The sequence below is a fragment of the Tissierella simiarum genome, assembly GCF_018917865.1.
In the GTDB taxonomy this organism is placed as follows: Bacteria; Bacillota; Clostridia; order Tissierellales; family Tissierellaceae; genus Tissierella_C; species Tissierella_C simiarum.
In genome coordinates this window covers 108,185-125,480 of the sequence record NZ_JAHLPM010000001.1, presented here as the reverse complement: position 1 = coordinate 125,480, position 17,296 = coordinate 108,185, and the positions used below count along the sequence as shown (strand labels likewise).

Below are 17,296 nucleotides of genomic sequence, written 5' to 3'. Positions count from 1 at the left end.
CCCATAGGGAAATAAAAAATAAATGGAGGAATTATCATGAACAAGTATGAAAACGCGATGAAGCTTATGGAAGAATACTGCGGAAACGGAAAGGACAACCTTATTGCTCTTGCAACTATTGCATTGTCCCCGAACGCCGTCGGCAATCCCCGCCCTGCTGTCCGTATGGTTGATGCTTATTATGAAGACGGCGTGTTTTATGTTTCTACAGACGCGAATAAAAATAAAATGCTGGAAATTGGGAAAAACAACGAGATTTCCATTTGTGGGTTAGACTTGTTTGTTGCTCAAGGAACGGCTGAAAATCTCGGTTGGGTAAAGGACGAGAGGAACGCGGAAATAAGAGCGAAGATGAAAAAAATCTTCACATGGTTCGATGCACATGGCGGCGAAGACAACCCTGACTCAATCGTTCTGCGTATCACCCTTACGGAAGGAACGATAACTGATAACGACAAAAAATACGGTGAATGGCAGTATAAAGTTGACTTTACGAAGAAAGAAGTGAAATAAATGCGAAAGACACTCAAAGATATGGCAAAGCACTTAAAAAATGTTATTACGCCAGAAATACCTGAAACATATGCAATTAATCCAATGTTTGAAAATATTTCAAACGAGGAAAACATTCGAGAAGGAGTTCTTGCGTTCAGAAACTTTTTGTATCAGCTTTGCGATGTTTTGATTGTTGAAGGTGATTCGTATGACAATCATAAAAAGAATGCTCACGTATTTGATGACCGCGTTACTATTTCGGTATATTTTCCATTCCTGCACAATGTGAAATGCTTATTATTGAATATAGGTTTTCATGGTGTACTAACAGAAAGTGCTCAATCCCTTACCGTCGGAAACAATATATTCAACACGAAAATCCCTGTTTCAAAAAGCATTGAATGCTTGCGATTCTTGACTGATTGTGGCATATTGATTGACGGTATAAACTTGAATGATAAAAAACCTGATTTATTAAAAGCTGAAAGAATAAAAATTTCGTATCCTGATAATCCTGCTATGTTGACGGGCTTGAAGGTAATGGCAATAGCAGAGATAGAATTTGGTAGAAACGCCAACAAATCGAAGGTCAATAAGTCCAATACAATCAGTTATTGCCGCTTCTCCGATATTTTATTGCGATGTGATTACAGAGTATTGAAAAATAATAAAACCGACGATGTTATTTCTATATTAAAAGATACTATGAAACCTTTGTCTGCCAATGTGCAAGATTTTATATTGCAGCTACATCAACGTTATTTGGATAAAGGGCTTAAATGCGATGTGGAAATAAAAGATTTATGGATAAAGATTAAATATTCTTATAAAAGAAATGAGATATGGGCAATTAATGCATCACTTAATAATGGTTATCAAATAAACGTCAAAGCGAAAAACACGCATAAATACGCTGATGCCATCGAGAAACTTCCTTCATTTTTACAAGAAATGATTGAAAAGGGATATGGGTGCGGAAAAAAAAGAGGTATAAGCGATTATTGTGATGGAGGTTGCCGAGGGTTTCGGATTTCCCTGGATGACTCAATCATTGATATAAGAAATGCTATCGAAACTTGGCTTGACACGGAATTGTCATTTGTATAGTATAAGCACTAGTAAAACATAGTGGAAAAATACTATATACCTTGATTAGTGTGATTATCTAAGCTGAAATTTGAAGGATATTTGTTTTGTGGAGTGATGTTGACAACAAAAAATCAGTAAGTCAAAATAATATGTGTAATTGAAATAAAAAGTCGGCATAAAAAGCACCAAAACTAAACATAAATGTTTAGAAACGCCACTGAACTTGCCGAGTGGGAATAATAGACAAAAACCTTATAATGGCTAGAAATAGCTGCTATAAGGTTTCTTTTATGTGTGATGATTCTAAAATGGTTCTGTTTAATAAATATACTCTATGAAAATTTTGAATAATTTGCATACTAAACATCTACAAGTTAAGATATAATTAGATAAACAAGGAAATATTTGGTCAGATGGTGGCTCTGAACTTTTGCAATCTTTATATTTGGATCATGGTTGCTCGATAAACGATATGTACATATTATTAAAAGAAGTAGGTATATTTATGAGAAAAATTATCATATCAATTTTTACAATATTACTTGTATTCTCTTTAGCATCTTGTAAACAGAACAATATTAGTGATGATTTAATAATAGACATTGGAGAGTCTGCTAAATTTACTGAAGAAGAAATAACTGAGGCAATAGATCTTGTCAAAAATAATTTTGATTTTCCGGCATCTACTTTGACGAAAGTCTGGTATAGTGAAGAAAAATCTGACTCATATTTTAGAGATGATTTTAAACAGGGAGTTAGTCCTGAAAATGTTATTTTATTATTATCCAACTTTGATGTTGATGACTCTGGAGATAATCCTGTTTTAAATCCAAATTCAACTTATACAGATTATCAATGGATATTAAGGAGAGATAGTAAAACAAGTAAGTGGAGAATTGAGGATTGGGGTTATTAGAGAAGTATATATTATTGTGAAGTAATAATACTTTTTTAAAAAGGAGGTAGATATACTTGAAACCAATGGATATAAAAAATAAAGTCCTGTGGGGGACTAGTATGGTTGGATTAATGGGTATATCATATTGGTTATGTAGATTTTCTTTTTTTGAAATGCACGGCATGAAGCAGTGGCCAAATATATTGACTATATTAGGTGTTATTTTAATAGTTATCGCTACTATATTTGGAAACCGTATAATTTCAGGGGCTACCGTCATAGGATACGTGGGTGGATTTATTCTTTCTATGATATTTAAGACTTATGGTGTAGACCAAGGTAGAGGAACCATAAATAATGATTGGGTAATATGGGGAATGGTTTTCATTATTTCAATTTTGATTGCTTTTATTATAGATTTTATTCTCAAACAAGCCTATAAAAAGGAAAGAGGATAAATATTACTTGTTTACTTTGATATCATTATTTATATTTTGAATAGATTACATATAAACCTGTCGAGTTTAGCGGGTTTATATATTTTCTTAAGCTGTAATTTCATTGAACTTGAGGGAATTAATTGATATTTGGATAATGTAGTTACTCGACATGATACATATAATTTTTTTCTTCATTAAGTATATTAGGTTCATAATCCTTAGATGCACTTCTAGGGAAATCAGCTTTTTAGTCTTTATACTCCTCTTTCTTTTCCATTCATAAATCTATTAATTCATTTTCTCTGGATATAAAATAAACTCTGTTCTTTCAATTAAATCTATTAAATTTGGTTGTAGGATTATTTATGATAAGATTCATCCATTGCTGAAGCTTATCATTTAATCATAGATATTATTTCGATTTAATCCTATATTATATAAAAAAGCAAAAAATCCTTTTTGATTTAAAGATTTTTTGCTTTTTTTATATGTTTTTTACTTTGTTTTCTTTATGAGAATAATATGAACAAAGTACAAATTCTCTAAGTTTTATTAATACACTTCTCTAACAGTAAGTTCTTCACTAATAGTAAATCCAAATCCATCTTCACGGATTCTCTTTACTGTTTCTTTTACAAATTTGTCTGCATCTTCTATAGCTTCTTCAGCTACCATAATACCTTTTTTAGTTATTTCACCTTTAGCTAACATTTCAGCACCAATGATTAGTGGTATTGCTGTAAGTGGAGCCATGTTTCCTGCTACTCTTCCTATATAAGACATGCTTTTACCATCTTTTTCACCGTGCAGTTCTGTGGCTGCACATGCAGTAACTCCCTTTAAAAATTCCTTAAGTTCTTCTTCTGTCATTGCTGGTTTGCTTGCTTTTTGTGCTAATAATACAGCTAGTGCAAAATCACGAGGTGATACAGGATTACCATTGATATCAAGTGGATAATCGGATGTAAGACCTGCTAAACTAAGGTCTTTAAAGCCTTCGTATGCTGAAACTGGTTCAAGACTGAATCTTACAGATACGTTTTGAATTCCTGGAGAGTATTTAGGGAATGTAAATACTTCAGGATGTCCTATTCTAGTAACTTTACGAGTACCATAAGGTTCTCCAAAATCGAAATCCCATTCTTCGCGGAATGAAGGTTCATTTAATTTTTCTCCGTTTTTAATATATGGAGCATTGTGTACACATTCTAACATATGTCCAAGTACTGCAGGACCACCTGGTTCTTTCTCATCGCATGCAAAGTAAAATATAGCTTCATCTAATGAAGCGAAATAACGTTGCTCTGCACTACATGCTAGTACTGATAGAAATCCTGGGCTTGCACCAAGACCCATTATCATACTAAGACCTTTTTCTTCAGCTTTCTTTGGTAAGTCTGATTCAAATATTTTATTGAATGCTTCGATATCATCACAGAAATCAATATAGTGTTTTCCTGCTTTTATTGTAGTTTCTATAATCTTATATGCAAGAATATGATAAGGACCTGTACAGTTAGCAACTACATCACAATCCTTTATAAGTTCGCATAATGCTTCTTCGTCAGAAACATCAACTTCTGCTGCTTTCACTATTGGTGAGTTAAGACCTTCTACGATTTTCTTATTTTTTTCAAGATTACGAGATGAAATTATTACCTCATCAAAAATACTACCATGATTGATTAAATCTTTAATACCATAAAGTGCTTGAGAACCTGCTCCACCTAATACAACTAGTTTCATAATAATCCTCTCCTTAAATTATTTTGATGTTTCTCACTATTATTTGCTTGTTAAGATTATATCATTAATAAATGTAAGAGTCCAATAAATGGCAAGTAATTTTCATTATATAAATGAAATGAGAACGTGTGATGATAATATTAGTGATATAACTCTAATACCTGATTCAAGTGGATGTATTATATATATTTATAAAAATAATGATTTTTCATCAAGTCTGTGGGGAGCAACAACAAAAACAGTTACAGTAAAATATGAAAAACATATTAAGAGCTTAATTATGTGTCTGTGTTGGCAGATTAGATAACAGCTGTTTTCTAAGGGGTTGAGAAGTATAATACATCATATAATGGATTATTTGCAAATAATTTACTATGTGTTATAATTTAGAATACAGATAAAGGGTTAAGGAGGTGGCGATTTGGCACAGCAATATACCAAAAAAATGATTCGTGAGGAATTTATAAAGATGCTGAATGAGCGTCCACTTAATAAAATCACAGTTAAGGATATTGCTACAGCATGTGAGATCAACAGAAATACTTTTTATTATTACTACACAGATGTATATGCACTTCTGTCAGAGATCTTCCAAACAGAACTTCAGACAGTCATTGATGAATATAATGATACACTATCCTGGGAAGAGAGCTTTATTGTGGCTGCTAAATTTGCTTTAGAAAACAGAACAGCAATTTATCATGTATATAATTCTATGCGGAGAGAAGAAGTAGTGAACTATATATACAATGTATCAGGAAATGTCATGATCCGGTATGTTGAAAAAGTAAGCAACGATATCCCAGCTTCTTCAGGAGATAAAAAACTAATTGCTTCCTTTTATCAGTGTGCCCTCACTGAAATGGTATTACGCTGGATTGCTTCTGGAATGAAGGAAGACCCTGATACTATCATCAGGCGAATTGGGAAGCTATTCGATGGAAACATTGAGTTATCCCTTAAGCGAAGTGCTGGTTTAAATGATATTTGGTAAAAAGGCAATAAGAAAGTCTTTTTCTATCAGACATTTTAACCTCAATGCCTAAAAATTAGATAAACAAACTGCGGTGTTCGAAGTTCGAACACCGCGGTTTGTTTATCTAATGAAAAGAATACAAAAAAACTATATTATAGATTTATACAAATCTTATAGGTAATAGGTATTCATAAAGTAAAAGGGAGACTTATTATTTATTACACCATGTGGGCATACTAATAGAGTATCCATAAAAGTAATCTAAATATAATAGTAGTCTTTAGAAGACTATTAAAAATTAAGAAAGAGGGAGATCAAATGAAATTAAAAACACATGATGATAGACTTACGCTTACAAATGGAACTTATCATTCTTTAGTAAACGCAAGAAAACCTAAGGGAATTGAAGACAAAAAAGCTTACTTAATTGGTACAGGAATTGCTTCTTTAGCTGCTGGGTGTTTTTTGATTCGTGATGCTCATATGGATGGTAGTAAGATTACTTTTTTAGAGCAATTAGACATTCCTGGTGGATCCTTAGACGGTGCAGTTCGTCAGAATGCAGGTTATGTGGCACGTGGCGGACGTGAAATGGGACATCATTTTGAAGTTTTATGGAGCTTGTTTAGTTCATTACCATCTACAGAAGATCCTAATATGACTGTGTTAGATCATTTTTATTATACAAATTACGATGATCCAAACTTTAGTAATTGTCGTATTACTAAAAACCAAGGTGAACGATATGACAATGGAAAATTTAATTTGGGTCAAGATTTGGCAAAAGAATTAGCTGCTTTTGTAAGCATAACAGATGAAGAACTTCAAAATAAATCTATCGAAGATGTTTTTTCTGAGGAACTTTTAAATACTGATTTCTGGACATATTGGAGAACAATGTTTGCTTTTGAGAATTGGCATAGTGCTTTAGAGATGAAATTATATATGAATAGATTCATTCACCATGTTGGAGGCTTACCAGATCTTTCTGCTTTACAATTTTCACGCCATGATCAATATACTTCTTTCGTAAAACCTATGGTTAAATATTTAGAAGACCATGGTGCTAAATTTGAATATGGAGTTACTGTTGATAACGTTGAGTTCTCAATTTCAGATGATAAAAAGGTTGCAAAGAGAATAGTTGCAACAGATAGAAATGGAAAAGATATTTCTATTGATTTAACAGAAAACGACTTAGTATTTATCACTAATGGTTCCATGACTGAAGGTTCTGGATATGGCGATGATAATACTCCTGCTCCATTTAATAAGGAACCAGAAGGATGTTGGAAGTTGTGGAGAAACATAGCAGCCCAATCAGATGAATTTGGGAATCCAGATAAATTCTGTACAGACCCAGAAAAATCTAATTGGGAGTCTTGTACAGTAACTTGTCATGATGAACGTGTTCCTGAGTATATTGAAAAGATTACAAAACGTTCACCATATGGTGGACGCACTGTAACAGGTGGCATAGTTACAGCTCTTGACTCTTCATGGCTGATGAGTTGGACAATAAATCGTCAAGAACAATATTACGGACAGCCTGAAAAAGACGTTGTTGTTTGGGTATATGGGTTATTTTCTGATGTTCCCGGAGACTATATTAAAAAGCCTATGAGAGATTGTACTGGTAAGGAAATTACAAAAGAATGGTTATATCATATAGGTGTTCCTACAGACAAAATAGAAGAATTAGCAGGCTCATGTACTGCAGTGCCTGTTATGATGCCGTTTATTACATCTCAATTTATGGTTCGTGAATTTGGAGATCGTCCTTATGTTGTACCAAAGAATGCAGTAAACTTTGCTTTCCTTGGACAATTTGCTGAAACATTGGATGATCCAGGACGTGATACTGTATTTACTATCGAATACTCAGGACGTACAGCGATGGAAGCAGTATATGTATTGACTGGAGTTGAAAAAGGAGTTCCTGAGGTATTTTCTTCGAGATATGATATTCGATATCTATTAAATGCAGGTAAATGTTTACTAGATGGAGAAAAGCCAGAAATTGATTTACCACCAATGACTAAACGTAAGATTTTAAAACAAATAGCAGGAACAGAAATTGAAGAGTTATTGAAAGAATATGAGATTATTTAATGACATTTAGAGTTAGATAATTTGATTAAAATCCCGAATTTTAAAAAATCGGGATTTTAATTTATATGTATTTATTACTCATATTGCCACTTGATATATTGGTAATACAATAGAACATCATATAAAGGAGGAAACTTCTGTGAAAGAACAAAAAAATCTTAAGCAAGTTTATATTCCTACTATAGAAGAAATGCAAAGTTGGTATGAAGATGATTTGCGCAAGGAAGCCTTAAAATCATCAGAATATGAAAATAATAGAAAAATAGAAGAACAAGGATCATTTTTTAAAGCTTTTCGAAAATTTGAAGAAAAGGATGACAAGATTCCTCCTGATTCTAAAAAAAATAATGTTTATTATGAAAAATATAAAGCTTATGTAGAAGAAGAAACGGCAAATAAGGGCAAAAAGATACAAGAAATTGAAAATTTAATTGAATATGAAAAGTTTTTTCTTCGTTGGGAAAGGAGAGTCAATAGCGAGAGTAATAATTACGGTCATTATGGTAGTAATTCAGCTACAAGATATCGGGTTGATTGTATAGAAAAATTGGAAAAAGAGTTAGAGATAATCCTAGAAAATTCTCCAGAAGCATGGGAATTTTATTATAAACGTCAATTGATAAGGGATATAGAAACCCAACACCAACAGCGTTTGGTAACTGTCCCTTATGTAGTTAAAGCAAAACAAAAAGTAATAGACTCGTTGAATTTAGGTGTCCCTGTATATATTGTAGGACATTTAGGAAGTGGGAAAACCCAGTTAGCAACTGAAGCAGCCTTAGATTTTACTATTCAAAATAAAATACAAAGTGAATTAGAAAACAAAATGGAGGATTGGTTTTCTGCAAATCCAAATGCCACAGAAAAAGATGCTATTGAAAAATTTAGAGAATTTAATGAAGAAAGAAAGCTCCATTATAAAAACATTTTAATTAATGGAAGTAAAGAGGAAATAGAATCTTTACAGCCACTATTTATATCTGGTTCACATAATTTAACTTACGAAGATATGTTTGTAGAGAAAACTTTGTCTCTTGAACGCAGTTTCTCTAAGGGATCTTTTGTGGATTATCTTAATATGATCATAGGGGATTTTTATGAGTGGATGGATGAGCACAGAGCTAGACTGGAACAGATGACTGATGAAGAGCAGCTGCAGCTTAAGATTCAAATATGGAAAAGTTTTTCTGATTTATTAGTAGCAAGTAATAGTGCTTTTGGTACTGAAATCAAAAAAACAGAAAGAGAAATTTTGATTGCAGTAAAAGAGGGGCGTCCTGTAATCGTAGACGAATTAAATACAATTGCCATGCAAAACCTAATTGCTTTGAATGATATCTTGCAGCGTCACGCAGGAAGTACAGCCTATATTACAGGAGTTGGTCCTGTTTTGATTAAACCTGGATTTGGATTTATTGGCACAGGAAATCTATCAACTCAAATGGTGAACTATGAAGGAACAAATGAGCTAAATCCAGCATTTAAATCACGTTTCGTAACGATTGAATACAATTATGTACCTCAAAAGATAATTGGTTCCTTAGAAGATCAAGAGTTTCCAGAAAAAAACGAACTTTTTAGGATAATAATGGCACGATTAGCTGATAAAAATGGAAATATTCATATTCCTGATTCCAAAAGGACCTTAGAAGAATTATTTCGCTTTTCTCAATTGTGCAAGGTTACTCAAAATGTTTTTATGGGCAAGTGGAAAGATAATGAGGTTCAAAAAGATTCTGGAATAGATGAATTAGAGTTGAGAGAATCTGTATTATCAATCCGAAATATTTTGCATGTTTTAGATAATTGGAATCAAGGTGAAGAAAAAGATTTAAGCAAAGCTTTGTGGGATGGTTTTATTAGTTCAATCACTTATCCTGACGATCAAAACTATATTCTCTCACAAGCAGTGCGTTTTGGATTTTTTCCTATAAGTGAAGGGTGGGAGGTTGAGACAAAAGGCATAGGAGAAACGACGATAACATATGAAGAAATTCGTACCCGTCCATATCACTATGTTCGTCCATCAATAGAAACTTTAAGCTATTTAGATGTAGTTCATCTGATATTTGGGAAAGGAACCCAGAGGAAAATTTTGCCAAAAGAACTGAAAGAAATTTTTAAAGATGATATTGACGATTTAACACGGATTGATGCAAAAAAATATCAAGAGTTAGACAAACAACTGTCCCATTTAGAGCATTCAAATTATTTGCTTGAATACTTAGAATATGATGGAGAAGAAGAATGAAAATGAATTTGTCTGTAGATGGAAAGTACTTTAAGAGTCAAGTCAAAAAGCTAAGAGAAAAGCTGAATGAATGCCTAACAAATGGAATTTTGGATGATGGTTTCGAAGAACAATTAGATAAACTCTCACAAATAGAAGAAAAGCTATTAGCTGAATTAATTCCGTATTATAGAGTTTATGTAAATAATATTAAAAAGACATCAATGGAAATAAATTCGATAAAACAATTAGGGGCTTTTAGTTTTGATAGTTTTTTACAAACGACATTGAGGATTAATAAAAATCTTTTTGTTATAAGCAGTACAGATAGTAAGGTTCAATTTTTTTATATAGATATTCCAGATAATTTTTCTGATTATAATCAACTTGAATTAGAGTGGAGTCCTCCTATTAAAGAAATAAAAGAGACAATTTCATTTATATATAAGTTGAATGATAAAGAAATTTTACTTTTAGGAGTAAGAGGAGGATGCTACCTACTCTCAAGCGATAATTTTAATAAGCTACCTAATGTTAATGAACAGATTAAAATAAAAAATATTAAAAAGAATTATGATTTTAATGGATTTGGAAGTTGCATAACAATTAATGATAATTTATTTGTAGTAGAAAAAGATGAAAACACCTTAACTCTGTTTGAAATAATAAAAGAAAATGATGAATATCGCTTGGTTTTTCATAAAGATATATATTGCACTATTCCAAATTGGACTGTATTGGAAAAAATAAATGATGATTATTTTGTAGTTGGAACAAAGATGGGAGAGTTATATTTTATTAAATATGAGAACAGACAATTTACTATTACAGAAAAATTTGATTTTCTAAATAATGAAATAAGACAAATTAGATGTTTAGAGGATGAAGATGGTAGTGAAAATTCCCTTATAGTAATAGGAAATAAAGGACAGCTTAAGATAATTTCTCTATATGAAGATATAAAAACAACAAAAATAGAATTGAATGAATTAAAAGGTAATTTATTTGACCTTCAGTCTAAAAAAGGCACAGCTATAGTTTTAAGTGAAGATGGAATTATATACTTACTTGAAGAAAATTTTGGAGATTGGTATCTAAATGAAGAGACGGTGATCAAAGATGTCTTTTTTACAAATATCTTGAAATTAGATATTTCAAAATATTTGATTATGGATATAGACGGTAAATTAAATCTGTTAGACATTGATCGAATTGATACACCAAAAGATTTATGGGATTTGCCATTGTATCAATAGGAGGGGATGAGTATATTTGACTTCGATGAACAAACTCTAATTGAAGAATCTAAAAAACATTGCGAAAAATTTTTGCAAAGAGAACAACGCTCATTAGCCACATTTACAGGAGATTCTAGTTTGATGTATATTCCTGATTCAAAATTACAAAGATTTCTATTAGATCCCTCCACAGGAGTTTTATACTTGCCCTTGGAAAGTTTTTTAGATAGAAAATTAGATGACAATCAAATCCTGTGGCATATCTACTATGAGCTTGCCTTATATCCTGATTGGAAGAAGCAAACTAAAAAATATCTGAACAGAAAAAAAGATTGGCAGAAAGAAATTGATCCCATGACGAGCTATATTCTAGCTAGGATAAAAAAAGAAGGACTGGAAAAAGACCCTGCATATCAGCTTAAAATTATTTCGAATTATGTAAGAAAAGAAGTTCTTGATTTGTTATATCTATTGGATAAGTATACATCTTTTCTGAGAGTTTTGCAGATGTGCCCCATATATAGAGATGAAGAAAATTTCGAGAGAATTGTTTCATATATGAAACAAACAGGTAAGACCATGGAGTCAATTTCTCAAATGCCTAGACATAGAGCTTTTGCAAACAGCTTTTTAATTATTGAATTATATAAAATTGAGCCTAAAATCGAAGAATGTGTTGAAAATCCCTTTGATAGAAAAATTTTCAATCAGCCTTTTTTTGACTTTATTCATTATCAATTAGTTAGACAGATAAATAATAATCAAGGAATTATAGAAAGAGATCCATTCATTCGTTCTTTCATCTTTCCAGTTTTTGAGGAATTGTGGAAAGAAGAAATTGATGAAATGGAGTTTTACAAATCAACAAAACAGAAGAAAGAGCAAGTCAAAGGAAGTGAAAATCCTTTTGAACAATCTAAAGGAGATGAAATACCAGATTCACTAGAATCTACTCAGGAAGAAGTGGAAAAAATTCTGGAAGAAATGCTAGATCAACAAGACCAAATAAGTACCAGCGTACAAAACATTATGCAAGGTAAGGTAGATTTAGAGCCTTATGGGATTAGCCAAACAGATCAACAATTGTTTCTATTTTATTCAAATAAAATGAAATCGGAAAGAGAACAAATGCGTCAATTTTGGAAAAAGTTGATAGGGGACGCAAAAAAAGAAGTAAGTGTAAAAAAAGATGGTCAGGTAAAGGGAAAACTAGATGTCGATAGCTTTATTAACTCTTATCCGGATTTTGTAGAAGCTGAAAAAAAGGGGAATTATAAGAATCTTCCAATCTTTAATAGATATTTATTAGATCCTCAGACAGATATATTGCCTGAAAGAATAGAGATTTCTTTTGTAATAGACAATTCAGGATCAATGAATGCATCAAAAATTGAGGCGGCAAGAAAAGCTTTGGCTGTGACCTTGCTCTCAATAGATGATTTTAATCGATATTTGAAAAGCAATGCAGAACAATTGAATCAAAAAGTAGAAGTTTTAAGCGAAACCTGGTTTTTTGGCAGTAAGTATTATAATGTTAAAGAATTTAACGATAAAAATGTGAAGGAAAAAGAAAAAAGCGACATAATTCGTTCAATTGTAAAGCTAGATGCAACAGATGGAGCAACTGACGATGCAAGTTGCCTTAGAGAAATATCTGATAGAATTACGTCCCTACAGGAAAGAGAACTCAAAAAAGGAAAACAAATAAAGATAGTCTTCGAAATTACAGACGGTGCATCAAGTTTTCCAGGATTAGCAAAAGAAGCTGTGCAAGAATTATTATCTAAAAATGTTGAAGTTTATGCATTTCAAATAGGAAAAAATAGCGAAACAAATGAAAAAATTTTTAACTTCGTATGGAATGAAGGATACAAACAACCACACGGAGTAATGATTGGTGAACAAGTAGAAAAACTACCAAAAGAACTGCTAAAAGCAGTAAGAAAAAATATGCAGTCTATTTTTAATAATTAACGAAATGAAGATCGGCATGGGTTTTAGTATAATCCAAATACTACAACCATTGAAAAATACACATTATAAAATAGGATAAATGTATAAAAGTCAAGTGGGAGTAAAAATCAGAAACCCTATAAGTCTTGAAATAACAAGGTTTATGGGGGTGATTCATTATTCGATATTTCTAAGTATAATAAAATCTATAAAACTTATTTTAAATCCGTAATCATTTCTCTTAATACTTTTTTGGTAATGTTGACATAAAAAACTCTCTTTTCTGGTTTTCATTTTATTTTGATTCTTGCCAGAAAAGAGAATTCTATTTTACAAAAGCACAGATTATTTTACACTACCTATTTATAAATTAAAATGAAATATAAATAGAATAAATATTTTCCTTGTATATGAAGAAAGATATTTAATAAATGTTTTTAGCCATCTTTATCCATTCATCACCACATTATTTTATAGTCTATGAACACAATAGTGCAATATATCCATATATTAAAACACTAATTTTTTCATTTTATTAATAAAATCCATATTAATAGTGTTTCTATTACGTTTATCAAACTTTTCCCCGATACTTAGTGATTGTCCTTTACAATAACTGATAATATCATCAACTAAATAGATACCGTCGTCTTTATAAAATGGAGTATCTCCTGGTAATATAAGTTTACATCTATCTCTTTTTTCCTTGTATTTAAAACTTTCCCATAACATCCATGCCCCTGTATAAAACATAAATTTATCGTTTCCATTATTTGAAGATAATGCCCATTTTAAATGCTTAGTAAAAATTTTCACTCCCTTTTTAGGATCAGTTATTGCAAAATATAATAATTGAATCCTCATGCTACTAAGATAAAAATCATCCTTATTTATAAGTCTATACATCTTTTCTCTATACTCTTTTGCTTCTTCCAACATATTATGATTGATATAATATTCAATAAAAAGTCCGTAAGTAAGCGGAAGAGCAGTAGTGCATTTTTTTTCACCTTTAAATATAGGATCAGCTAACTCTAATGCCTTCTCATAATTATTTAAAAACAATTCATATTCCACTTCAAACTTTATTTCACAAACCTCACAATCACTAATGTTATCTCGAGAACAGGATTTGAATTTTTTAAATGACTCTTTTACTCCTTCTACGTCTTCTAATTCCATATAATCACGGGTTATATATTGATAATATACTCTCAATGAATATCCATATTCTATACACCTTTTTTTGTACTCCTTTATTATTTCATTTAATTTTTCATACTCAACTTGATAGTAGTCATCACATACATACATCATTCTTTCTAATATACATATTATACAATATTGTACAAAATCTTTATTAAACTCTGAGTTCTTAAGATGTTCATCTCCTGTCCATAAAAACTTTGGAAATGTTAGTATAGCCTTAAGTCCATCACCATTAAATGTATCTATACGCATAATTTCCTTTCTTCCTATAAAAGAATAGAACATATTATTCTCCGAATCTGCTACCTTTGCTAATTCTTCACAAACTAAAAGCCTTTCTTTAGAATCTTCTGGTGATTTTTTCATCATGTCTATTAGTTTATCTAACTTTTCGCTCATTTGCTAAGTCCCCATTCTATCAAAGATTCTATGCCATTATTTAAAGTTTTCATTTCATTGTTTCTAAGAGGAAAGTGTCCTATTAAAAGGGCTTGTACATATATTAATTTTATACAGTTACTAAGAGCTATTTTATCTTCTAAAGATATAAGTTTATTTATTAAAGGATTATTTATATTAAAATATAGTTTAGCATAAGAGTTGTCTTCAAATTCTTCTATAAATCCATCTAAGATGCTTACAAAGCTGTTATCTACCTCTTCCTTGTCTTTTAATATATTTCTATATATCATAGCATCTTCGTCTATTGTATATAAAACTGGCAATTCTTGTGGGCTGAATTTTTTTATATCAACTTCACATTTAAATTCATTAAGGGTAATATTTGCAATCTTTAAAAGCATATATGCTCTTTCTTGTTCTTCAAAAGTTACATCTTCCATGATTTCATATAAATCCATACCTGTTATAAGTTCTACAGATACATCTTTAAATAAAATAGGCATCTTTTCTAGAAGTTCTTTATCATATATATATCCTGCATTTACAAGTAATTTATCCTGTGCTACAAATATACTAGACATCTGCCTAAATTCGTCAACAGAATAAGTATATATTACCTTTTCATAGGATGTCCTTAGTTCATATCCCGTTTTATTTCCTTTAGATGTAGGAAAAGTTAAGTAGTCTATAAACTCTTTATATACATTATCCTCCTCTACAGCCAAAGATTTAATAGCCAAACTATGTATATCTATAATATATGAAAGTTTTTTAGGTGCTATTTTAGATAATCTCGATAAATAATTAATTATACATTTTCCTAATTCTTCTTTAGTCTTTTCTAGAGTTTCATCTTCACAAAAACTCTCTCTAGAAGCTGTAGGGGTTAATTCATTTGCATTTAAAATACATTTAACAAAAAATGCCCAATTTGGAAGTAAATCTTGACCTTTTTCTGTAAGTAACATATTTTTCAAATATATTCTATGAGCTCTATTTTCACTACTCACTACTTTATGAGGTATAATATAAGCAAATCCCTTAACTCCTCCAGTCTTTGAGTATATTGGAATATAATCTAAAAATTCTTCTAAAAATATATCCTCTCCGAATTCTAGTATTTCTTGAGGTGATAAGGTCATATCATCCCAAGGGGGGATTTCAAGATTTAACTTTATATCTTTATCGTCTACATTTAAATAGATAGGTACTGGTAAAAGAAGTCCATAATATTTTACTAAACCAATAAGCTTATCCCTCGTGAAATATTTTTCACTTCCTTTCTTACATTTAAGATAAATTGTAGTTCCAGCTTCTATATTGGCCTCTAATTTATTTAAAGTATAAGTTCCATCTGGCTTTCCTTTCCAATGATATGAAATATTATCCTTTATAGACCTAGTTACAACATCTATTTCATCAGATACCATAAAACAAGATAATAGGCCTATTCCAAAACGCCCTATATAACTTTCATCTACTATACCATCCATTATATCTTTCTTGGAGGATTCTCCTATTATAGCAAGAAACTTATGTATCTCAGCTTCTGTAAGCCCTGTCCCGTTATCTTCAAATACAATAGTATTTGTATCCTTACCTTGTAGTAAACTAATACATACCTTTCCTTCAGTCCAATTTTTCTCTATTTGTTTTCTTTTGTTTATTGCATCTACACTATTTTGAAGTAATTCTCGAATAAATACATCTTGGCTACTATACAAATGGTTTCCTAATATATCAATCATTCCACCTAAGTTTACTTTAAAACGAAATATGTCTTCCATAATTCACCTCTGTCTTCTATGATTATAAATATAAGAGACAGTCTTATATTTATAATATTATTTCATATTTGTCACTGAAATCAATCTTTAATAATAAATTGATATTTTATCCAATATAATATATATCGGCATAGCCATCTATAATTACAGTCTAATACCATCCAAAAGATAGATATTTAAGATTGAAATAATATTCCTTCTGTAGTATAGATATTTTCCAGAAGTTTAGCACTTAAAAAAATTTTAAGAGCGATAGCTCATGAATTTATAGGAATTTGAAGGTAAGGGTTAGAGATATTATAAATTCCGATCTTTATTGGAAACTATAGAGAAAAAGTTTGCAAAATCATAACCATCCGTTTTGATCTGACCCCAGAAAGTTGGACACATTAAACTAAGCTAATAATAGGGATTGAGTTCTGTACTCTATAGGACTCAATCCTTTTAATTTGCTCTTAATTCTATATTGATTATACCATTCGATATAATCAATTAACTCTCTTTTAAAGTGATTAATATCATCAAAATTTTGAAGATATAGTAATTCTGATTTTAATAGACCGAAGAAATTTTTGGTTATATTCTTTAAAATACTTGATAATGATAATCATTATCTGTATAATAAAGAGAAAAGTTTTAATAGTATTTTAGTCGGTATATTAGAATAAGTAAATTTTTATATGAAAACAGTTAAGAGGATATTTTAAAATGTAAAAATAAG

13 protein-coding genes and 1 pseudogene are annotated in these 17,296 nt (G+C 30.8%); 10 read left to right on the top strand and 4 right to left on the bottom strand.

Annotation, left to right across the window (positions count from 1 at the left end; genetic code table 11):
* Positions 1-36: 36 nt before the first annotated feature.
* The 4 genes from KQI42_RS00610 to KQI42_RS00595 all read left to right on the top strand — a co-directional run bounded on the left by KQI42_RS00610 (position 37) and on the right by KQI42_RS00595 (position 2,940).
* Positions 37-513, top strand: a complete 477-nt coding sequence (locus KQI42_RS00610; protein ID WP_216515730.1) for a pyridoxamine 5'-phosphate oxidase family protein — start codon at positions 37-39, stop codon at positions 511-513.
* Between the two features lie 21 nt (positions 514-534).
* On the top strand, positions 535-1,602 hold the full coding sequence (locus KQI42_RS00605) for a hypothetical protein (RefSeq protein ID WP_216515728.1): 1,068 nt from the start codon (positions 535-537) through the stop codon (positions 1,600-1,602).
* A gap of 487 nt (positions 1,603-2,089) precedes the next feature.
* Entirely contained in the window at positions 2,090-2,500 is a 411-nt protein-coding gene (locus KQI42_RS00600) for a DUF4829 domain-containing protein (protein ID WP_216515726.1), read from the top strand.
* Between the two features lie 101 nt (positions 2,501-2,601).
* A complete protein-coding gene (locus KQI42_RS00595) occupies positions 2,602-2,940 on the top strand; it encodes a hypothetical protein (RefSeq protein WP_216515724.1) in 339 nt (112 codons plus the stop codon).
* Between the two features lie 534 nt (positions 2,941-3,474).
* On the opposite strand, the gene KQI42_RS00590 is transcribed toward KQI42_RS00595, so the two are convergent.
* Positions 3,475-4,668, bottom strand: coding sequence for a saccharopine dehydrogenase family protein (locus tag KQI42_RS00590; protein WP_216515722.1), 1,194 nt, complete (start codon positions 4,666-4,668; stop codon positions 3,475-3,477).
* A gap of 88 nt (positions 4,669-4,756) precedes the next feature.
* Here KQI42_RS00590 and KQI42_RS00585 point away from each other — a divergent pair, with 88 nt between their 5' ends.
* The 6 genes from KQI42_RS00585 to KQI42_RS00560 all read left to right on the top strand — a co-directional run bounded on the left by KQI42_RS00585 (position 4,757) and on the right by KQI42_RS00560 (position 13,198).
* Entirely contained in the window at positions 4,757-4,975 is a 219-nt protein-coding gene (locus tag KQI42_RS00585) for a hypothetical protein (protein ID WP_216515720.1), read from the top strand.
* Positions 4,976-5,089: 114 nt separating this feature from the next.
* Positions 5,090-5,662: a TetR/AcrR family transcriptional regulator gene (locus KQI42_RS00580; protein WP_246565984.1), complete on the top strand. Its 573-nt coding sequence runs from the start codon at positions 5,090-5,092 to the stop codon at positions 5,660-5,662.
* 300 nt (positions 5,663-5,962) lie between these two features.
* Entirely contained in the window at positions 5,963-7,756 is a 1,794-nt protein-coding gene (locus KQI42_RS00575) for an oleate hydratase (RefSeq protein ID WP_216515718.1), read from the top strand.
* Between the two features lie 139 nt (positions 7,757-7,895).
* Positions 7,896-10,007 (top strand): hypothetical protein, encoded by a 2,112-nt coding sequence (locus KQI42_RS00570; protein WP_343231627.1) that lies wholly within the window; start codon positions 7,896-7,898, stop codon positions 10,005-10,007.
* Positions 10,004-11,242: a hypothetical protein gene (locus KQI42_RS00565; RefSeq protein ID WP_216515716.1), complete on the top strand. Its 1,239-nt coding sequence runs from the start codon at positions 10,004-10,006 to the stop codon at positions 11,240-11,242. Before KQI42_RS00570 ends, KQI42_RS00565 begins: the two co-directional genes overlap by 4 nt.
* A 6-nt stretch (positions 11,243-11,248) precedes the next feature.
* Positions 11,249-13,198: a vWA domain-containing protein gene (locus KQI42_RS00560; protein ID WP_216515713.1), complete on the top strand. Its 1,950-nt coding sequence runs from the start codon at positions 11,249-11,251 to the stop codon at positions 13,196-13,198.
* Between the two features lie 489 nt (positions 13,199-13,687).
* On the opposite strand, the gene KQI42_RS00555 is transcribed toward KQI42_RS00560, so the two are convergent.
* The 3 genes and pseudogenes from KQI42_RS00555 to KQI42_RS00545 all read right to left on the bottom strand — a co-directional run.
* Positions 13,688-14,785, bottom strand: coding sequence for a hypothetical protein (locus KQI42_RS00555; RefSeq protein ID WP_216515711.1), 1,098 nt, complete (start codon positions 14,783-14,785; stop codon positions 13,688-13,690).
* Positions 14,782-16,575: an HSP90 family protein gene (locus KQI42_RS00550; RefSeq protein ID WP_216515709.1), complete on the bottom strand. Its 1,794-nt coding sequence runs from the start codon at positions 16,573-16,575 to the stop codon at positions 14,782-14,784. Before KQI42_RS00550 ends, KQI42_RS00555 begins: the two co-directional genes overlap by 4 nt.
* A 394-nt stretch (positions 16,576-16,969) precedes the next feature.
* A pseudogene (locus tag KQI42_RS00545) lies at positions 16,970-17,155 on the bottom strand (IS3 family transposase); the annotation flags it as partial.
* Positions 17,156-17,296: the final 141 nt, after the last annotated feature.